Annotated in this window: 17 protein-coding genes; 7 read left to right on the top strand and 10 right to left on the bottom strand. The window is 55.3% G+C overall.

From position 1 onward, the window contains the following. Position 1 precedes the first annotated feature (1 nt). Positions 2–1060, top strand: a complete 1059-nt coding sequence (gene modC / locus AC3EMD_RS18730) for a molybdenum ABC transporter ATP-binding protein ModC (protein ID WP_016160515.1) — start codon at positions 2–4, stop codon at positions 1058–1060. Here modC and AC3EMD_RS18725 read toward each other — a convergent pair whose 3' ends face one another. After that, positions 1061–1879, bottom strand: a complete 819-nt coding sequence (locus AC3EMD_RS18725; RefSeq protein WP_032753892.1) for a pyridoxal phosphatase — start codon at positions 1877–1879, stop codon at positions 1061–1063. It abuts the gene before it with no gap. A gap of 228 nt (positions 1880–2107) precedes the next feature. Between AC3EMD_RS18725 and pgl the strand changes: the two genes are divergently transcribed. Beyond that, the gene (gene pgl / locus AC3EMD_RS18720) at positions 2108–3103 is read left to right on the top strand and encodes a 6-phosphogluconolactonase (protein ID WP_012968676.1); all 996 of its coding nucleotides are present in this window, start codon (positions 2108–2110) and stop codon (positions 3101–3103) included. Between the two features lie 108 nt (positions 3104–3211). Here pgl and AC3EMD_RS18715 read toward each other — a convergent pair whose 3' ends face one another. From AC3EMD_RS18715 to ycgZ, 3 genes are all read right to left on the bottom strand, one after another. Further along, positions 3212–3478: a biofilm development regulator YmgB/AriR family protein gene (locus AC3EMD_RS18715; RefSeq protein ID WP_004886050.1), complete on the bottom strand. Its 267-nt coding sequence runs from the start codon at positions 3476–3478 to the stop codon at positions 3212–3214. Positions 3479–3529: 51 nt separating this feature from the next. Beyond that, positions 3530–3835, bottom strand: coding sequence for a hypothetical protein (locus AC3EMD_RS18710; RefSeq protein WP_008805712.1), 306 nt, complete (start codon positions 3833–3835; stop codon positions 3530–3532). A gap of 125 nt (positions 3836–3960) precedes the next feature. Further along, complete coding sequence (gene ycgZ, locus AC3EMD_RS18705) at positions 3961–4206, bottom strand: regulatory protein YcgZ (protein ID WP_012542413.1); 246 nt, start codon at positions 4204–4206, stop codon at positions 3961–3963. Between the two features lie 329 nt (positions 4207–4535). On the opposite strand from ycgZ, the gene AC3EMD_RS18700 reads away from it, so the two are divergent. Both AC3EMD_RS18700 and AC3EMD_RS18695 read left to right on the top strand, forming a co-directional pair. After that, positions 4536–5747: a diguanylate phosphodiesterase gene (locus AC3EMD_RS18700; RefSeq protein WP_012542412.1), complete on the top strand. Its 1212-nt coding sequence runs from the start codon at positions 4536–4538 to the stop codon at positions 5745–5747. A gap of 154 nt (positions 5748–5901) precedes the next feature. After that, positions 5902–6636 (top strand): MerR family transcriptional regulator, encoded by a 735-nt coding sequence (locus AC3EMD_RS18695; RefSeq protein WP_008805715.1) that lies wholly within the window; start codon positions 5902–5904, stop codon positions 6634–6636. 37 nt (positions 6637–6673) lie between these two features. Here the strand turns inward: AC3EMD_RS18695 and AC3EMD_RS18690 are convergent, their stop codons facing one another. After that, the gene (locus tag AC3EMD_RS18690; RefSeq protein WP_008805716.1) at positions 6674–7228 is read right to left on the bottom strand and encodes a helix-turn-helix transcriptional regulator; all 555 of its coding nucleotides are present in this window, start codon (positions 7226–7228) and stop codon (positions 6674–6676) included. A gap of 82 nt (positions 7229–7310) precedes the next feature. Then, positions 7311–7526, bottom strand: a complete 216-nt coding sequence (locus AC3EMD_RS18685) for a biofilm development regulator YmgB/AriR family protein (protein WP_012968674.1) — start codon at positions 7524–7526, stop codon at positions 7311–7313. Positions 7527–8260: 734 nt separating this feature from the next. Here AC3EMD_RS18685 and AC3EMD_RS18680 point away from each other — a divergent pair. Further along, complete coding sequence (locus tag AC3EMD_RS18680) at positions 8261–8767, top strand: hypothetical protein (RefSeq protein ID WP_302074196.1); 507 nt, start codon at positions 8261–8263, stop codon at positions 8765–8767. A gap of 16 nt (positions 8768–8783) precedes the next feature. Here AC3EMD_RS18680 and AC3EMD_RS18675 read toward each other — a convergent pair whose 3' ends face one another. From AC3EMD_RS18675 to AC3EMD_RS18665, 3 genes are read right to left on the bottom strand one after another with little or no spacing between them, the layout of a single operon-like run. Then, positions 8784–9707 (bottom strand): acyltransferase, encoded by a 924-nt coding sequence (locus AC3EMD_RS18675; RefSeq protein WP_162493330.1) that lies wholly within the window; start codon positions 9705–9707, stop codon positions 8784–8786. Positions 9708–9745: 38 nt separating this feature from the next. After that, on the bottom strand, positions 9746–12811 hold the full coding sequence (locus AC3EMD_RS18670) for an efflux RND transporter permease subunit (RefSeq protein WP_166716206.1): 3066 nt from the start codon (positions 12809–12811) through the stop codon (positions 9746–9748). Further along, the gene (locus AC3EMD_RS18665) at positions 12812–13897 is read right to left on the bottom strand and encodes an efflux RND transporter periplasmic adaptor subunit (RefSeq protein ID WP_012542406.1); all 1086 of its coding nucleotides are present in this window, start codon (positions 13895–13897) and stop codon (positions 12812–12814) included. It abuts the gene before it with no gap. A gap of 533 nt (positions 13898–14430) precedes the next feature. On the opposite strand from AC3EMD_RS18665, the gene AC3EMD_RS18660 reads away from it, so the two are divergent. Together AC3EMD_RS18660 and AC3EMD_RS18655 are read left to right on the top strand one after the other, a co-directional pair. Next, complete coding sequence (locus tag AC3EMD_RS18660) at positions 14431–14862, top strand: universal stress protein (protein WP_302073638.1); 432 nt, start codon at positions 14431–14433, stop codon at positions 14860–14862. Between the two features lie 51 nt (positions 14863–14913). Next, positions 14914–17601: a cation-transporting P-type ATPase gene (locus AC3EMD_RS18655; RefSeq protein ID WP_008805724.1), complete on the top strand. Its 2688-nt coding sequence runs from the start codon at positions 14914–14916 to the stop codon at positions 17599–17601. A gap of 287 nt (positions 17602–17888) precedes the next feature. On the opposite strand, the gene AC3EMD_RS18650 is transcribed toward AC3EMD_RS18655, so the two are convergent. Next, positions 17889–19172 carry a putative acyl-CoA thioester hydrolase gene (locus tag AC3EMD_RS18650; RefSeq protein WP_302073637.1) on the bottom strand — a complete coding sequence of 428 codons (1284 nt, stop codon included), beginning with the start codon at positions 19170–19172 and terminating at the stop codon, positions 17889–17891. Between the last annotated feature and the right edge of the window lie 15 nt (positions 19173–19187).

Here is a 19187-nt window from a genome sequence, read left to right as displayed (position 1 = left end):
GATGCTGGAGCTGGACTTTACCCAGATCCTCGGCAGTCACTGCCTGCAGATCCGTGAAACCCTGCCCGCCAGCGGGATCACCGCCATCTTTGGCGTCTCCGGCGCTGGCAAAACCTCGTTGATTAACGCCATTAGCGGCCTGACCCGGCCGCAGACGGGGCGCATCGTGCTCAACGGCCGGGTGCTGAACGACACCGCCCAGCGTATCTGTCTGGCGCCGGAGCAGCGCCGTATCGGCTATGTGTTTCAGGACGCGCGCCTGTTTCCCCACTATAAAGTGCGCGGTAATCTGCGCTACGGGATGGCGAAATCCATGGTCAGCCAGTTCGATAAGCTGGTGGAATTGCTGGGGATCGCGCCCTTGCTGGATCGCCTGCCGGGCCGGTTATCCGGCGGCGAAAAGCAGCGAGTGGCCATCGGCCGCGCCCTGCTGACCGCACCGGAGCTACTGCTGCTGGATGAGCCGCTGGCCTCGCTGGATATTCCGCGCAAACGCGAACTGTTGCCCTACCTGCAGCGGCTGGCGCAGGAGATCCATATTCCGATGCTCTACGTCAGCCACTCGCTGGATGAGATCCAGCATCTGGCCGATCGCGTGCTGGTGCTGGAGGCCGGTAAGGTGAAGGCTTTTGGTCCGCTGGAGGAGGTCTGGAGCAGCAGCGTGATGCACCCCTGGCTGCCGGCGGAACAGCAGAGTACGATCCTCAGCGCCACCGTCGCCGCGCAGCATCCGCAGTACGCGATGACGGCTCTGACGCTGGGTGACCAGCTGCTGTGGGTCAACCGGCTCGAACGTCCCGCAGGCGACACCGCACGGATCCGCATTCAGGCGTCGGACGTTTCGCTGACACTGGCCCAGCCGTCCGGGACCAGCATCCGCAATATCTTGCGCGCTGAGGTGGCTCAGTGTCTGGAGGTCAACGGACAGATTGAAGTGCAGCTCAGAGTGAGTGGCCGTCTGCTATGGGCCAGGATTAGCCCATGGGCGCGGGACGACCTGGCGATAGCGCCAGGTCAGCAGGTGTTTGCTCAGATCAAAAGCGTGTCGATCGCCGCCTGATTACAGCAGCTGGCGGTAGATAAACTCGGCGATGCTGGTGGACTCATTGTCGCCGATGACCACCCTGGCGCGAGCTTTCACCTCGTCCACCGCATTGCCCATCGCCACCCCAGTGCCCGCCGCTTCCAGCATGCTAAGATCGTTGTAGTTATCGCCGAAGGCCACCACATCCTGCATCGACAGCCCCTGGCTGGCCACCCATTGCGCCAGGCGTTTGCCTTTGCTGTTGCCGGCGCGCGCGATATCCACCTGATCGTGCCACGACCATTCGCACTCCAGGCCCAGCGTCTCGCCGACCTCGCGGGCAAAGCGCTGCAGGCGGGGAATGTCTTCATCGGTGAGGGCAAATTTCCATACCGCGTTGACCTCGCGGACCGCCTGCGCCAGCGAATCGACCTGGCGGAAGACCGGGCGCTGATCCTCCGGCAGCGCCTGCGCCCAGTTGCGGGTGCGGATCACATGCCCGGTGGGCTGTTCATAAAGCATCGCATCATCCACATACGCCAGGCCATGGATCTGCTGTTCGGCGAGCATGGCCGTCAGGCTTACCGCTTGCGCTACCGGCATAGGATCGGCTGTCAAAACCTCTTTTGCGTGATAATCATACAAATAAGTGCCATTACAACAAATTGCAGGTGTATCGAGAGCCAGTGCCTGATAAAAAGGATGGATAGCGACGTGATGACGTCCGGTAACGACGATAACCTGGTAGCCCGCCTCTCTGGCGCGGGCCAGTGCCTCCAGCGAAGCAGGCAGGATGGTTTTTTTGCTGGTGAGCAGGGTGCCGTCTAAATCCAGGGCAATCACGCGTGTTGTCATGTGTTATTTCCGGTTGATGTTGAAAAGTGACCTGGCCATGATGGTACACCGCCGTGGCGTCAGGACCAATTTTTCCACATCTGCCGTGAATGCCTGTATGCCCTTTGTGCCGCCGTCCGTCGGAAATTCAGCGGACTTTGCGAGTATCATGGGCGGATGTCTTATAATTTTCAGGGTGCTGTTATCCTGAAAATGAAAATTCCACGTGCAGTGAGGGAAGGAGTAGTCATGAAACAAACCGTTTATACCGCCAGCCCGGAAAGCCAACAAATCCACGTCTGGAGTCTTGAAGCGGACGGCAAACTGACGCTGGTGCAGGTGGTTGATGCCCCGGGGCAGGTACAGCCGATGGTGGTCAGTCCCAATAAGGAGTATCTGTACGTTGGCGTTCGTCCGGAGTTTCGCGTGTTAGCGTATCGCATCACGCCGGATAACGGAGCGTTGACCTTTGCGGGAGAAGCGGCGCTGCCGGGCAGCCCGACCCACATTTCTACCGATCATCATGGCCGCTTTGTCTTCAGCGCCTCCTACAATCAGGGTTGCGTCAGCGTGACGCCGCTGCAGGACGGCCTGCCGGGCGAAACCGTCACCGTGGTGGAAGGCCTGGAAGGGTGTCACTCGGCCAATATCTCCCCGGACAACCGCACCCTGTGGGTGCCGGCGCTGAAGCAGGATCGCATCTGCCTGTTTACCCTCAGCGAGGATGGTTTCCTCTCCGCTCAGGAACCGGCGGAAGTGACCACCGTCGAGGGCGCCGGTCCGCGCCACATGGTGTTCCATCCGAACCAGCAGTATGGTTATTGCGTCAATGAACTGAACAGTTCCGTTGACGTCTGGGAGCTGAAAGACCCGAATGGCAATATCGAATGTGTACAAACCCTGGATATGATGCCGCCTGATTTCACCGGCGTGCGCTGGGCGGCGGATATTCACATCACCCCTGACGGTCGTCATCTGTACGCCTGCGATCGTACCGCCAGCATCATCACGGTGTTCAGCGTCTCGGAAGATGGCAGCGTGCTGGCAGTGGAAGGCTATCAGCCGACGGAAACTCAGCCACGCGGCTTTAACCTCGATCACAGCGGTAAGTATCTGATTGCCGCAGGGCAGAAATCGCACCATATCGCAGTGTATGAAATTGAGGGTGAGCAGGGGCTGCTGCATGAGAAAGGCCGCTATGCGGTTGGGCAGGGGCCGATGTGGGTGGTGGTCAACGCCCACTGAAGGGTCAGACGGTAAAAGAAAAACCTCGCGTCAGCGAGGTTTTTTTGATCAGAGCGGACAGGCTCTGTAGGGAAGCTGTTGCCCTGGCGGGCCTGAAGCGTGACGGCTTTAGATATCGTCCATGGTGTAGCCGACGACAATCTCCAGCGTTTTACGGATCACGTCGGCGGTCACCACGTCATCGGTGCTTTCCAGCGCCTGAATCAGCCATAAAATAATGGCCTTATTGTTCAGGTGACCCTCGGACTGGAGAATACTGTTGATGGCGAGCGACATCACGGCGGACTCATCAACCAGCTTATCACCGGCGTTACGGAAATAGTCGGAGAGCGCGGTGTCCTGCAGTCCTGCGTAAATATCGGGTTGCTGATGCATAGTCTGTCTCATCACATTCTCACTCTGTTTTATTCACCATGGTTGGGACAATCAGTGGATTTTTTTAGCTTCCGGCGCCATGCTGCTCTGCGCCAGCGTTCCTCTGCTTTCCCAACGGCCATTGATTTTCTTAACCTGCAAAGGCGCGTGCTTCCGCTGGAGGGCGAGCTTCGCGCAAATTTCTTCAATAACGGCAGCGATGATTTTCCTTCGCTGGCGATCTGACTCTGTGGCCTGCATCAACCGAAGCCGAACCAGCAGGGTCGGGGTGGTAATCGGGCGATTCGTTTTCAGAAGCGCGAGCACCGCCTCGCCGATGATCTCATCGGTTATTTCCTCAGTATCACTGCTATTCATAACCGTCTCTCTGCATGCCACACTCTTCCTGAATCTGGTAACGGGCATTCAGGTCAGCAGCAGGTTTATGGAAGCGATCGCCCCTCATCTGCTACTGCGGTTGCAACAGGCGACGATCGATGACGTTATTCCTGACCGGCAAACAACAAACCAATTAAGGTTTGATAGTGGCTCTCTTCCTCAGGCGCACGGGCGCTGTCAAGGCGGCTCAACAGTTTGGTGCACAGGGCCTTGCGGTTGAGATGGCGCCCTTCGTTGAGAATATCCATCACGATCTGACCCAGCGTTTCCTGCTGGGAAGGTAACGATGCTTTGTTGAAATACTGGGCAATTGCGTTCGCTGTATCTGGAATGTAACCATTCTGCTGCATATGTGCTCCTTTCATTTCATTCATCTGTTAACTGCAAATAAACTTATACAATAATTAATAAGTTGTACATAGAAAGTTGCGTAATATTGCAGCGATCGTTTATATCATGATGATTTTTAATGTAATATTTGTTTTTGTTTGCGGAGATCCTGGCTTGTAAAGGTAGGGGGTAGCGTTGCATGTTGTACAAGAAAAGAAAAAAAAGAAAAACCTTGCACAAAGAGTGGATTTTTAGTGTATCTTTTTTGTTAAGATAAAACGTAGTTTTGCAAGACGATTAGCCTGATAACTGCTACTGTGAATGCTTATCCCTCCCATCTGGAATCACTATGCTTACCACCATCATTTATCGCAGCCATATTTGCGACAATGTCTCATTCAAATCGATCGAGGCCATGGTTGCCAGGGCAAACGAGAGAAATGGGCAGGCGGATGTCACCGGTATATTACTGTTTAACGGGACGCATTTTTTTCAACTTATTGAAGGACCGGAAGAAAAGGTAAGGGATATTTATCAAACAATTGTCCTCGATCCTCGTCATTATAATCTGGTGGAGTTGTTTTGCGATTATGCACCGTCCCGTCGATTTGGTAAGGTCGGTATGGAACTGTTTGATTTACGGGAACATGATCGTGAGGAAGTACTACAGACAGTGATGGACCGGGGCACGACAAAATATCAGCTCACCTATGACGACCGGGCGCTGCAATTTTTCCGTACTTTTGTCGAATCCACGGAAAAAGCGAACTATTTTGAGATCCCTTCGGCGGACAGTTGGGTTTTTATTCCCGATAAGGACACTTTTTATCCGGACACCCCCATTATCGATAATACGGAAAGCTGGTCTTTTGCCTTTCAGCCGATCGTCGATCCTTTCGCCTGCGAAATTATCTCGTGGGAAGCGCTGCTGCGTACACCGGACGGCCAGTCTCCTGGCGCCTATTTTGCCGGGCTGGCAGGGGATGATATTTATCTCGCCGACCTGCACAGTAAGCGCGTCGCGCTGTCTCTGGCGGGTAAATTAGGTTTACGTAATAAGGCGTTAAGCATTAATTTGCTGCCGATGACGCTGGTCAAAGCGCCGAATGCGGTGGCTTTCCTGCTCGACGAAATTAGTCGCAATGACCTGATCCCGGAGCAGATTATTGTCGAGTTCACTGAGCGGGAAGTGATTTCGCGGATGGCCGATTTTACCGATGCGGTGCGCAAACTGAAGGGCGCGGGGATTAATCTTGCCATCGATCACTTCGGCGCCGGGTTTGCCGGGCTGTCGCTGCTGGCGCAATACCAACCCGACAGAATTAAAATCGACCATGAGCTGATCCGCAATATCCACCAGGACGGGCCGCGCCAGTCGATTGTACAGGCGATTATCAAATGCTGTACTTCTCTGGAGATTGCGGTCTCAGCCGTCGGCGTTGAGCGTGCTGAAGAGTGGATGTGGCTTGAATCAGCCGGGATTTCGCAGTTTCAGGGCAATTTATTCGCGGGTGCCCGCCTGGGGGGCCTGCCCGCCGTTGCCTGGCCGGAGAAGAAATGATCCACCGCGAAATCAGCTTACTATTTTTTCATCTTTTTCCCCGCGCGCTGTGAGCCACAACCTGATATCTTTATCTGTACAAGAAAATAGAGTTGTACAGGATGCCTGAATTCGTTAGTTTAGGTAAAAAGTATCAGGTTGATGTGAGGCTGCTATGGCGTTTTACAGTATCGGTGAAGTCGCCGAACGTTGCGGAATCAATCCGGTTACATTGCGCGCCTGGCAGCGGCGTTACGGTCTACTGAAACCGCAGCGCAGCGAAGGCGGGCATCGACAGTTTGATGAAGAAGATATCCTGCGCATAGAAGAGATCAAGCGCTGGATAGAGCGCGGTGTATCCGTAGGGAAAGTCAAAGCGCTGCTGGAGGATAATCTGCCGGCGGCGCGCGACGAATCCGCGCATCTTCAGGAAGAGATGATGTCCATTCTGCGTTATATGCAGCCCGCCAGAATCCGCGCCAAATTAATGGCGCTGAGCCATCAACACCCCGTTGATACCCTCATCGATAGCCTGTTAGTGCCGGTACGACAGCGTCTCAAGCTCGATCAGAATACCTCGTTGGTGATTAGCAGCCTGCTGGATGGCTTGCTCATTGACTGCGTGGCGCTGTTTCTCGCCGAAGCGCGTAAAAAAAATGGTAAAGAGACACTGCTGGTGGGCTGGAGCAATGAAGACCGGACGCGTCTGTGGCTGGAGGCATGGCGTCTTTCGCAGCGCGGTTGGCATGTCAACGTTCTCGCTGAACCGCTGGAGTCGCCGCGGCCCGAGCTCTTCCCCGGGCAGCATATCTTTGTCTGGACCGGACGCGCCGCCACGCCACTGCAGGAGGAACTGCTCAGCCACTGGCAGGAGCAGGGCTTCAGCATTCATTTTCACGGTACGCAATAGCCCCGTCTGGGGGACAGGCCGGGGCTATTGCACCTGACTACAGGTGAATCTGACTCCAGGATTTAAAGGTTTCACTACGACTGATATTAAAAAAATCGGTCCTACCGCTACAGCCGAGCTTTTTAATCAGATTCAGCCGGATCTGATAAATGGTTTTGATGTGCAGATTTAGCGAACGACCAATGCTGGCAACCGCTTCGCCATTGCTGATAAGCTGAATAACTTTCTTTTCCCGTTCGGTAAACTGCACCGAGGCGCCCGGCGCCGGGTGCGTTTTGTAATAGCGGGTGGGCTGATGCAGGAAGATTTTTAATTCTTCCGGCGTCGAATTTGCCGGTAAGCGCAACATAGGCAGTTCACTGAGAAAATTAAGATCGTTTCCCTCAGTTAACAGAATAAATAACGTATCCCGCCGATTATAGTTATGCTCAAGCACCGCGAAATAATTGTCGCTGGTAAAAAAAACATGTTTTTTACGAAAATAAGATGCCGGCAAGGTATTCAGGATCAGCGACATCCCGTAGAGAAGAAAACGATTATCAAACCACAGATCGTAATGCTCAGAACGATAGCAAGTATTATGGTGTGACATTTTTTGAGCCCCAGTTAGCAGATGAAAACCCAGGCGTGCCGGCACAGCAGGGCTGTCCCTGCTGTCGGCGCGGTGGGATCACTTAATGATGATGTTTTTTGCTGTACAGCATATCCAACGCCTGCAGATAGAGGTCGGAAAGTATTTCATTACTTTCCGTTTGCAGGCGGTGCTGGATTTCCGTAATCATCCGCTCATTATTGATCGTGCTGTGCTGCTTCATGAGCGTGTTTTCAATATTCTTCATCAGGGCTGAATTGAAGACAAATTCTGCTGGAATGGTATTTTTAATATGCATAGCTCGAACTCTCCCACGTATAAAGCAAACTGACCATAAAAGTCGCAGCGTACCGGTGGTACGCGAAAAGTCACTAACAGGAAATGCAAAACCAGGAACCACCGCCAGACTCGTCACGCAACCGTTTAGCGTTCCCGCTTTGTTGCGCAACAAGCAGTTAACACTCAAAAACTATAGTCGGTGATCTCAGGATGTACAACTTTTTTCATAACGATATGTACAGCGAGACGGTTTATTTTTTCGTTTTAATTTTATTTGTTGATTTTAAAGGTATTTTTAATTTTATTAACTTGTACAAAAAAGCGGTTCTGTGCAGGATGCGGATACAGGGCAATCAGACAGGGGATAATGACGCAGACCCGATCGGAATACGGGCTCTGTCGGTTTACGTCACTTGAGCAGAAAGAGCGCCGACGCAGGAAGGGGTACACAGCAACTCTGTCGTCGACAGGTGGCTAACTTCCGCGTCGGACCCTGAGCATAGCGGAAAACAGGTGAGGTTTTGTCTGTTTTTTGCACAATATAGTAAAGAGAGAAATATCAACCACTCCGCTATCGCCATGGTCGGTTTGTTGGCGGATTAGGCGTGTGCTACGCTTTTCTGGAACTCCATTTTCATTTCGGCACGGTTATCTTCCCCCATTTTCCTGTCGGGTGTCGCACCAGCATAACGACCGGTAAATACGGCAAAAGCATTCTGTTCATGGACAGGCATAGAGGACTGAGGAGGGATGATGCGTGGTAAAAGCGTGATGCTCCTGGCCGGGTTAGCCGCTTTCGCGCAGGCGGAAGAAATTAATCTCTATTCGGTAAATACTGGTTCCTATGTTTACCATCTGACCAATAACCACGGACAATATACTGAGAATTTTGAAAACCACTTTTTCTCGGTAGAGCGGAAATTCTCGGAAGATTCGAAATATAGTCTGCTGATTGGCACGATGAACAATAGTTTCGACGATCGTTGCCTGGCGCTGGGGGTGAGAAGAGACTGGTACCACAACGGCAGTGGATGGACCTTTAAAGGGGTCTACGGCTACACCGGCGAATTCTTCTTCGACGCCTTTGAGCATTGCGGCGATCATGGCTCCTACAAAGATTTTAAGGACGCCACCGGGATCGGCTTTTCCCCCTATATCTACCATGCCATTCAGTACAACTTTACCGACTATTTCGCCCTTGAGAGCGGCATCATTATTCCCAGCGTGTTTGTGATTAGCATCCAGTGGAGTTTCCGCTAAGTTGCCGCGTCGTTTGTCACAGGGTTATCACCTTCTTGAGCAGCGTGCTGGAGAGCACAGCGAGAGAAATGAGCACCGACAGGATAAACGTTAGCGCAATCACGCCCAGCTTGGTGGCTAACGAGTGAATAGGGATCAGCATCACCAGCAGGTGGAAAACGGAGTAGTGCAGAATATAGACCCCGGTCATCGCTTTGCTAACCGTCGCCAGCACCGCCTCCTTCAGTTCGCGGTTCTTTTTAAACTGCACGGCGTTAGCGGCGATCACCAGCAGGACGATCAGAATATAAATTTGCGATCCCGTCAGAATGAACGCATTGCGATCGGCTTTAAACAGCGCGAAGAAAAAATGGCGTTCATAAAACCAGGTAAATAAATAGACAAAGGGCAGGGCGATAATGGAGGCTTTAATCACCCGCGGGTCGCGTATCCACTCCGTGACTCGCGGATCGTTAAACAACTGCCCGGTTAAATAAAAAAGTAGCCATGTCCACAGACGATACTGCGGCGGCAGGCTGAAGAGATGTTTGTCCGGGTAGAGCACCGAGAGCAGGTCGTAACCATAAGCGCAGCACAGCAGCGTCAGAACCACGGTGAAAAACAGGCCCCGCCGCTGGCTGAGCCAGGCGATAAAGGGATGGAAGGTATAGATCACGATCAGGGCGAAAATAAACCAGGGCTGGATCAGGTAGCCGCGCTGATAAGGCTCCCAGACATAATAGACCGTTACCCAGAACAGAAAGACGATGACCACGCTTTTAATTTTGCCGATTTGCCAGTTGGCATCGTGACGCGTCTGTGCATCAAGATAACCAGCCACCACAAAAAACAACGGCGTCGCGATGGTCGAGATAAAGGTCAGCAGCCCGAGGATCCAGTGATAGTCATAATCATAGTGATCCCAGGTGTTATAGATAGTGAAAAAGGTCACCGCTGTCATACAGCCTAATGTCTTGATAATGCTGAGACCGGTACTGTTCATCGTTGAGGCGTCATATCCTTATGGTGGAAGCAAGCGTAAATTACCGGCAGAACCAGTAGCGTCAGTACGGTGGCAAAGGCGAGGCCGAACATGATCACCACCGCCATACTCTGGAAAAAGACATCGCGCAGCAGCGGGGCAAGGCCAAGCACAGTAGTAAAGGCGGTCAGCAGGATCGGCCGCAGACGAGAGGTTGCCGCATCAATGATTGCTTGTCTTTGATCTTTCTCCTGTTTTTGTTGCTCTATCTCTTCCACCAGCACAATGCCGTTGCGGATCAGCATACCGCTGAGGCTAAGCAGGCCGATTAAGGCCATAAAGCCGAAAGGGATGCCGGTCAGCAAAAAACCGGGCGTGACGCCGATCAGCGCCAGCGGGACGGTCAGCCAGATGGCAACAGCGTTTTTCAGCGAACTGAACATCAGCACCGTAATGATAAACATCACCAGATAGCCAAGCGGCAGGGTCGTGAACAGCCCTTGCTGCGCTTCACTGGAGTTCTCCGCATCGCCGCCCCATTCGATGCGGTAGCCATGCGGCAGCGTCAGCGCGTCAATGCGTGGTTTCACCCTGGCAAGGATATCGCCCGACGTTTGGCTGCTTTGCGGGCTGGGGTCGGTCTGAACGGTAAGCACGCGGGTGCGATCGCGACGGAGAATCAATGGATCTTCCCACTCCAGCGAGAAGCCATGGATGACGTTACTCAACGGAATATACTGCTGCCGGCTCTGGCTCCAGACCAGCACGTTATTCAGGTGATTGGCATCCTGTCGCTCCGCTTCCGGCGGACGGACGATAACCGGCAGCAGGTCGGCGCCCTCGCGATATAACCCGGCGCGACTGCCGGAGAAATTCATCTCCAGCGCGCTATCAATATCCTGTTTATCCACCCCCAGCTCACGTCCCAACGCCAGAGAGTATTGCGGGCGGATCACCTTGCTGCGGTTCTGCCAGTCGTTACGTACGCTGTCGGTCGCCGGATCCGCGGCGAGAATGTCGCCCACCTGACTGGCCAGCGCGCGCAGAGTATCCGGATCAGGGCCCTTAATGCGCACTTCAATCGCGCTATCGCCGGACGGGCCGAACATAATGCGTTTGGTGCTGGCGTTCACCTGCGGGTAGTTTCTGGCAATCCAGGCCTCGACGTGGCGGGTGACGGGGGCGATACTGCGCTGGTCGTCCATCCGCACCATAATCTGCGCGTAGTTGCTGTACTGGCGCTGCCCGCTGTAGGTGAGAATAAATCGCATACTGCCCTGGCCAATGGTGGAGACGGTGGTAGCCACCCCCGGCTGGCTGGCGATCGACCGCTCAATATCGCGGGTCATCTGCTCGGTGGCGTTAATATCGGTACCGTAGGGCAACCACAGGTCGACAAAGAAAATGGGCGTATTCGATGACGGAAAGAAATTCTGCCGGACGAAGGTGAAGCCCCAGATCGCCCCGGCTAACAGCGCGCCCATCAGCACCAGCGTCAGGGTCTTTTGCTGCAGCAGTATTCGCAGCGTCTGCTGATAGCCACGATAGAAGCGGCCGCGGTAGGGATCGGCTTTTTCCTTCGGCGCCTCGGCCGACGGGGCGTTTTTAAACAACCACCACTTGATGAGTACCGGCGTGATGGTCAGGGCGGAAAACCAGCTGAGCATCAGGGAGATCAGCAGCACCTGGAACAGGGATTTGCAATACTCCCCGGTGGAGTCCTGGGAAAGGCCAATTGGCGCGAAGGCGAGGATGGCAATAACGGTGGCGCCGAGCAGCGGCAGGGCGGAGCGGCGGATCACATAATTAATCGCGCCCAGCAGCGGAGATCCTTGCTGGCGGGCGATCAGCACCCCTTCGACAATGACAATGGCATTGTCCACCAACATACTCAGGGCGATGATCAGCGCCCCGAGGGAGATTCGCTGTAACTCGATCCCCCAGATATACATGATAAGCAGAGTGCCGAGGACGTTGAGCGCCAGCGACAAAGCAATAATGATCCCGCTGCGCACCCCCATGAACACCAGCAGCACGCCGACGACGATCGCCAGGGCCATCAGGAAGTTGGTAATAAAACCATTGACCGAGTGGGCGACCTCTGCCGCCTGATCGTAAAAAATGGCGATGTCGATACCCGCCGGTTTATCGGCGGCCATCTGCTGAAGTCGGGCTTCGAGGGCATGCCCCACGTCAATGACGTTAACGCCAGGGATAAAGGAGACCCCCATGGTCACCGCCTGGCGGCCGTTGGCATGATAGATACTGGAGGGAGAGTCGGTCAGCCCGCGCGACAACGTGGCAATATCCCGTAGTCGGGTGGTGGCGCTGGCGCCATGAGGGCTGACCAGAAGATCCCCCAGTTCATCGATATTCTGAAACTCCCCGGTGGGGTGAAGGCGGATCGATTCGCTGCCGGCGCGGATCTCCCCGGCGCTGGATACCACGTTGAGCCGGGTCAGGATAGCGGCAAGCTGGTTAAGCGTAATACCGCGCGCCGCCATTTTCGCCAGCGAGATATCAACATTGATCTGCTGTGGAATCGCGCCGCCAATGGCGACTTTGCCGACGCCCGGCACCAGCACCAGCTCACGGCGCAACTGCTCGGCATAGCGCACCAGCTCAGGATTGGTAAAACTGTCGCCCGAAATGGCGAAGAAAAAGCCAAACACATCGCCAAAGTCATCATTGACGAAGGAGGGGACTACCCCCGGGGGAAAAAGCCGGCTGGCGTCACCGACGCGGCGACGCAGCTCATCCCAGATTTGCGGCAGTTCGCTGGAATGGTACTGCGAAGCAATATTCACTGTAATTTGCGATAAGCCATTCGAGGAGATGGAGCTGACGTTATCCAGCGAGGGAAGCTGCTGAATCGCGTTTTCCAGCGGCAGGGTCACCTCCTCCTCCACCTGCTGAGCGGACGCGCCAGGGTAGTGGGTGACGATCACCGCCGTTTTGATGGTGAAGGCGGGATCTTCCAGGCGGCCAATATTGAGCAGGGCGAACAGGCCACCCACCCCCAACAGCAAAATGGCTAACCAGACGCGGGTCGGGTTGTTAATAAACTGACGGGAAATGTCCATTTATAATCCTCGTTCACGCGTCCAGATCCGCACCGGCTGCCGGTCGTGGAGTTCGCTTACCCCCGCTGCAACCACCTGTTCGCCCGCACGGAGCCCTTCGGTGATCATCACTCCCTGCGAGGTCACTTCCCCGACCGTGACTCTGCGCTCCTCAAGATACAGATGGGCGTTTTCGCCTTTTACCACCCAGACGACCGGTTCATTCTTCGGTCGGTTATCGGGGTTAAACACTGCTTCCACGGGCACTACGAGGGTTTCCCGTCCGGCGCTGGCCGGCAAATTGCCGAGATTGACCGTCACGGTGCCGCTAACCCCGCCGACGGTGGGAAAATCATCTGGTCGCGGCATGGTTAAAATGATCTGCCAGGTGAGGGTGCTGTTGTCGCTGCTGCCGGTATGCTCTTTGTATTCCGCGGTAAACTCGCGGCCCGGCAGAGTATTGATCCTGACGACGGGGCGGTAGGCGGTATTGCGGATATCGAGCGAGGTGAACAGATTTTCCGGAATGCTGAAGACCACATCGAGCAGGTCGGTACGCGTCAGGGTAATCACCGGCTGGCCAGCGGCGACCACCTGATGATTACGGATATGCACGCCGGCGGCAATCCCGCCGAAGGGGGCGGTGAGACTCATTTGCGCCAGCTCTTCACGGGCAATTTTCAAGGCCGCGTTGGCGGCATCGCGATTGGCGCGCTGCACGTCCATCTCCGCCTGGGAAATCGCCTGACGTCCTGCAAGGGTCTGGAAACGATCAAACTGACGCTGGGCGAGGGTCGCCGCCGTTTGTCGCTCATTGACCCGCTGCTGGGCTTCACGGGCATTCAGACGCGCCAACGTTTGTCCCTGAGTTAGGGTTGCACCCTGGCGAATATCCAGTGACTCCACCTGACCACCCCGTTTAAACGACAGCTCGGTGGAGTCGCCAGACTCGATGCGGGCTGGAAATGTCCGCTGCTGGGTATTACCCACGGCGGTGACTTGCGCCACCTTGACCATCCGGGGGGCTGCCTCGACGGACGGCGCTTTCTGATCGCAAGCGGTTGTTAATAAAATAACAACCGGGATGAGAGAAAAATAACGGTTCACAGTATTCCCCTCAGACTCATGATTTATTTTACGTTTTTATTAGGCGGCGCACGCTTATTCTGCGAGGGCGGCGACAACCAGATAGGTGAATAGTCCTACCAGTGTACAGGCGACAATGGCCAGCGCGACAAACAATCCCAGACGTAACAGGCTATAACCAAACATGATTTTCTCCCTTAACTCCCACCCGAACCGCGAATGTCATTTCGCCCGGCACAATGTGTGACCGTCGGACATTCGGTGCGGCACTCCTGCTTGTAATCAGCATAGTCGGAGAAAACATGAAGTGTTAAAAAAGAGAATACCGCGTCGCTGTTGGCGTCAAGGGGTTAAGGGCAGGAGATCTGCGGGCTTTCGCGGGCTTTTATAATATTTTTCAGTCTATTAATGGCTCATTTTCTAATGTTAATTTTCCTGTGCTACGTTTAATAACATTGATTCCGCTTGCCGCTTCTGTTGTTGAGATTTGCTTCCTCCCCAAGTATGGGGCTATTCATCACTACGCATTGTATTGGTAATAAAAGGATTATCTCATGTATAAAAATATCGTTGTTCCCGTTGACGTGTTTGATCCAGGCCTGGCCGACAAAGCCCTCTCTCATGCGAAATTCCTCGCCCAGCACTCTGCCGGGCAAATTCATCTTGTGCATGTTATTCCGGCATTTTCACCGGTATTAACACGTGGATTTATCTCTGATGCGCGAAAGATGGAAGAGCATTTGATTTCTACCGCTAAGGAAAAACTCAGCGATCTGGTAAAGAAAAATGCCCTGGCGGAAGAGACCAGCCATCTTTATGTGCGCAGTGGCAATATTCGCGATCAAGTGATTGACCTGGCCGATGAGCTGAAAGCGGACGTGGTGATTGTCGGTTCGCGCAATCCGGGGATCCAGACCCATCTTCTGGGCTCTGAAGCGGCAAACATCGTGCGCTACGCCCATGTACCGGTTTTCGTTGTGCGCTGATGACGGCGGGATGTCGTCCTGACTTCCGCTTCAGAAATCGAGGGAGAGAGTATGAATACAGATAAACCGGGGGCGCCCTTCTATCAGCGTTCCGTCGAGGAGACGCTCGCCAGCGTGCAAAGTACGCCGGAGGGCATTAGCGGGACAGAAGCGGCCACACGCCTGCAGCAGTATGGCGAAAACGCCCTGCCGCAGAAGCCGGGTAAGCCAGCCTGGCTGCGTTTTATCGTGCATTTTAACGATGTACTGATCTACGTGCTGCTGGCGGCGGCGCTGCTGAAGGCGGTGATGGGCCATTGGATCGACATGGCGGTGATCCTCGCGGTGGCGGTCGTCAATGCGCTGATTGGCTTCATCCAGGAAAGTAATGCGGAGAAATCGCTGCAGAGTATCCGCAATATGCTGTCCAGCGAAGCGGTAGTGATCCGCCAGGGTAACCATGAAACCATCCCCACCACCTCGCTGGTACCCGGCGATATCGTGGTGATCCGCGCCGGCGACCGTATCCCCGCTGATTTACGGGTGATTGAGGCGCACAACCTGCGGGTGGAAGAGGCCATCCTCACCGGGGAGTCAACGGTGGTGGAAAAAACCACCGAGCCGCTGAGCGGCGATTTACCGCTCGGCGATCGCAGCAACCTGTTGTTTTCCGGTACCACCGTCAGCTCAGGGGCGGGCAAAGGGATCGTGGTGGCAACCGGCGGCGATACCGAGCTGGGTCACATCAACCAGATGATGGCGGGCATTGAAAAACACCGTACGCCGCTGCTGGTGCAAATGGACAAGCTGGGCAAAGCCATCTTTATCCTCATTCTGGTGATGATGGCGGCGCTGTTCGTCTTTAGCCTGCTGTTCCGCGATATGCCGGTCTCCGAACTGATGCTGTCGCTGATTAGTCTCGCGGTGGCGTCAGTCCCGGAAGGCTTGCCGGCGATTATCTCGATTATTCTGTCGCTCGGTGTGCAGGCGATGGCGCGCCAGAAAGCGATTATCCGCAAGCTGCCGACGGTGGAAACCCTCGGCGCGATGACGGTTATCTGTTCGGATAAAACCGGGACCCTCACCATGAACGAAATGACGGTGAAGGCGGTGATCACCGCGGACAGCGTCTATCGGGTGGAAGGGGATAGCTATGAGCCGGTCGGTAAGATCCACGCCATTGATGACCCGACGCCGGTCGCGGTCGCGCCTGGCACGCTGTTCGAACGCTATCTGCGTACCATCGATCTGTGTAACGACAGTCAGCTTATTAAAGATGAGAGCGGGTTGTGGAAAATCACCGGTGGCCCGACCGAGGGGGCGCTGAAGGTACTGGCGGCGAAGGTTACTCTGCCGCCGCTGACCAGCGAGCTGCGCAGTAAAATTCCTTTTGATTCGCAATATAAATACATGTCGACCCTCTACCGGCTGGGTGAAGAGGAGGTGGTGCTGGTCACTGGCGCGCCGGATGTCCTGTTCCGCTTGTGTCAATATCAACAGAGCGACAGCGGATTGCAGCCGCTGGATCTACCGTACTGGGAAGGCAAAATTGAAGAGTACGCCCGGGAAGGGCTACGGATGGTGGCCGCGGCCTGGAAGCCGGCTTCCGCAGGCCAGACGGAACTAACCCATCAGGATCTGCAGCAGGGGGTGATTTTGTTAGGGGTTGCCGGGATGATGGATCCGCCGCGTCCGGAGGCCATCACGGCGATTGCCGACTGCCTGCAGGCCGGGATCCGCGTGAAGATGATCACCGGCGACCACCCGCAAACGGCGATGAGTATCGGCAAGATGCTGGGGATTGGCAATGCGGGGAATGCCATTACCGGGCGCGAACTGGAGGTGATGGACGACGCGCAGCTGAGCGTGGCCGCGCAGCAGTATGATATCTTTGCCCGAACCAGCCCGGAAGATAAGTTCCGCCTGGTGCAGGCCCTGCAGAGCAAGAAAGAGATTGTCGGGATGACCGGCGACGGGGTGAACGATGCTCCGGCGCTGAAGCAGGCTGACGTCGGCGTGGCGATGGGGATCAAGGGGACCGAGGTGACCAAGGAAGCCGCCGATATGGTGCTGACCGATGATAACTTCGCCACCATCGCCAGCGCGGTCCGCGAGGGGCGTCGGGTGTATGACAACCTGAAGAAAACCATTCTCTTCGTCATGCCGACCAACCTTGCGCAGGGGTTACTGATCGTGATCGCGCTGCTGGCGGGCAACGTACTGCCGCTGACGCCGGTGCTGATCCTGTGGATGAACATGGCCACTTCCGCCACGCTGTCGTTTGGTCTGGCGTTTGAAGCCGGTGAGAAAAATATTATGCGGCGGCCGCCGCGTGATCCGAAAATTCACGTCATGGACGGCTTTGCCATCTGGCGCGTGGCGTTTGTGGGGTCGATGATTGCGGTCAGCGCATTTATTCTCGAAGCCTGGCTGCAGCCGCGCGGCTATTCGCCGGAGTTTATCCGTACCGTGCTGTTGCAGACCCTGGTCACCGCCCAATGGTTCTATATGCTGAACTGCCGCGTGTCGGATGGTTTCTCGTTGACGAAAAGTCTGCTGGCTAACAAAGGGATCTGGATTGTCAGCGGCGTGCTGCTGGTGCTGCAGCTGCTGATTATCTATGCGCCGTTTATGCAGATGCTGTTCGGTACCACCGGGCTGCCGTTCCGCTACTGGGTGATCACCTTCATCATCGGCTTCGCGATGTTCCTGATCGTTGAACTGGAAAAACCGCTGACCCGCAAATGGCGAACCGCCTGACGGCGTGACGTGCAGTACGCAAAAGAGAACACGCAAAAGAGAAGAGGGGGCATCGCCCCCTCTCTGGCTGACGACAAACCTGTTTCGTCATTGTGCTCGCATTTCTGCCGGGTGGCGGCATTCGCCTTACCCGGCCTACGAAAGACTTCAATATCAAACTGTTATGCAGTTAGCAGTAGGCCCGCGCAAGCGCAGCGCCGCCGGGCAATCCCTGAAGATTGCACGTTGTCAGCAGTCTGAGAGAGGGCATCGCCCTCTCTTTTATTATGGTTCACGCTTGTTGCGCGTTACTGTTTCGGCTCGGCGACCACAGTGCTTCCCACGCCGCGGTTGTTATATTCCCACATGCGATTGACGCTATTGTCGTTGAGGTTGCGCTGCAGATTGCCTTTGGCATCTACTGCGCCAACGTTACCGCTAAAGGCACGGTTTGAACCGACCGCTGCCGCCCACGGCTGGGCGATGTTAAAGCCTTCATTGATGACGCTGTCGCGGATCACGACCTGGCCATTGCTGTTGCCGTTAACGTCCAGCGCGCGGCCCAGCTGCGCGACGTTATCGCCGGACGCGGTAAAGCGGCTGTTGGTCGCCAGGAAGCCGTAGGTCACGCTCTTCAGGGTAGCCGGCGCGAAAACATAGGCTTCTTTCTGGGTACGCGAGTTCACCACGCGGAAATCGGTGTTATCAAATACCACCGCGCCGCGACCGGACACGATATCCACATCGCCTTCAATGTAGCTGTTGGTCACCAGGGTGCGGGTCTGGCGGTTATCCTGCAGACGGTTCTGCACGCCGCTGTTGGTCACAAAGAAGGTGTTCTGACGGCCAAGAATATTGACCTTGTTGATCTGCACCTGATCGCCATCGGTGCGCAGGGCGACGGCCTGGTGAGTACCGGCGTCGACGCTGTCGCCAAGGTTGTTGGCGATGGTCAGGTTCTGCAGCTGCAGGCCGTTATTCTGCGACCAGAAGACCGCAGAGCACATCACGCCGACGGTGGCCGCGGATTTATTCTGGCAGCTATCGAACATATACCATGCCGGTTTGCCCGGCATATATTTACCGCCCGGATTGACCAGACGGCGCCAGGTGTTGCGATCCATTTCAGAATCAATGGCTTCGCTGATTTTCACGTCAATCGGTTTATCGCCGGTACCATACAGGGTCAGGGCGCCAGGCGCCGCCGGTACGTAAACCGTTCCCGGGTACTCGCCAGGCATGATGGCAATAAACAGACGGCGATTTGAATGACGGGCAATCGCCGCATCGACCGCCGCCTGGACGGTGGTATGGGTCACGCCCTGGGTTCCCGCCGGGCCAACGATAAAGTCAGGCTGCGCCGGCAGGCTGATGGCAGATGGCGTCCAGGCCGCGGCATTGGGAGTCAGCGACTGGAAATAGGCCGCCGGGGTAAAGTTTTTCGCTTCATCGGCGTTCAGAATGGGACGCGCGGTGGTGCCCGGTGCAGTCTGCGTAGAGGGCTGTTGATCGGCAGGCGTCGAGCTACAGGCGGACAGCGTCACGCCGAAGGCCAGCGCCAGCGCCAGACGGGAAACGGAATATGTGTTCATGTTGCTCCGGGCAAA

This window comes from Klebsiella sp. PK18 (assembly GCF_057784655.1).
The sequence above is the reverse complement of the archived record's forward strand: the minus strand, read 5'-3'. Positions and strand labels throughout refer to the sequence as shown.

Excerpts from the sequence above, each read along its gene's own strand:
- modC (WP_016160515.1), top strand. The coding sequence starts at position 2 with ATGCTGGAGCTGGACTTTACCCAGATCCTCGGCAGTCACTGCCTGCAG.
- AC3EMD_RS18725 (WP_032753892.1), bottom strand. The coding sequence starts at position 1,879 with ATGACAACACGCGTGATTGCCCTGGATTTAGACGGCACCCTGCTCACC.
- pgl (WP_012968676.1), top strand. The coding sequence starts at position 2,108 with ATGAAACAAACCGTTTATACCGCCAGCCCGGAAAGCCAACAAATCCAC.
- AC3EMD_RS18715 (WP_004886050.1), bottom strand. The coding sequence starts at position 3,478 with ATGCATCAGCAACCCGATATTTACGCAGGACTGCAGGACACCGCGCTC.
- AC3EMD_RS18710 (WP_008805712.1), bottom strand. The coding sequence starts at position 3,835 with ATGAATAGCAGTGATACTGAGGAAATAACCGATGAGATCATCGGCGAG.
- ycgZ (WP_012542413.1), bottom strand. The coding sequence starts at position 4,206 with ATGCAGCAGAATGGTTACATTCCAGATACAGCGAACGCAATTGCCCAG.
- AC3EMD_RS18700 (WP_012542412.1), top strand. The coding sequence starts at position 4,536 with ATGCTTACCACCATCATTTATCGCAGCCATATTTGCGACAATGTCTCA.
- AC3EMD_RS18695 (WP_008805715.1), top strand. The coding sequence starts at position 5,902 with ATGGCGTTTTACAGTATCGGTGAAGTCGCCGAACGTTGCGGAATCAAT.
- AC3EMD_RS18690 (WP_008805716.1), bottom strand. The coding sequence starts at position 7,228 with ATGTCACACCATAATACTTGCTATCGTTCTGAGCATTACGATCTGTGG.
- AC3EMD_RS18685 (WP_012968674.1), bottom strand. The coding sequence starts at position 7,526 with ATGCATATTAAAAATACCATTCCAGCAGAATTTGTCTTCAATTCAGCC.
- AC3EMD_RS18680 (WP_302074196.1), top strand. The coding sequence starts at position 8,261 with ATGCGTGGTAAAAGCGTGATGCTCCTGGCCGGGTTAGCCGCTTTCGCG.
- AC3EMD_RS18675 (WP_162493330.1), bottom strand. The coding sequence starts at position 9,707 with ATGACAGCGGTGACCTTTTTCACTATCTATAACACCTGGGATCACTAT.
- AC3EMD_RS18670 (WP_166716206.1), bottom strand. The coding sequence starts at position 12,811 with ATGGACATTTCCCGTCAGTTTATTAACAACCCGACCCGCGTCTGGTTA.
- AC3EMD_RS18660 (WP_302073638.1), top strand. The coding sequence starts at position 14,431 with ATGTATAAAAATATCGTTGTTCCCGTTGACGTGTTTGATCCAGGCCTG.
- AC3EMD_RS18655 (WP_008805724.1), top strand. The coding sequence starts at position 14,914 with ATGAATACAGATAAACCGGGGGCGCCCTTCTATCAGCGTTCCGTCGAG.
- AC3EMD_RS18650 (WP_302073637.1), bottom strand. The coding sequence starts at position 19,172 with ATGAACACATATTCCGTTTCCCGTCTGGCGCTGGCGCTGGCCTTCGGC.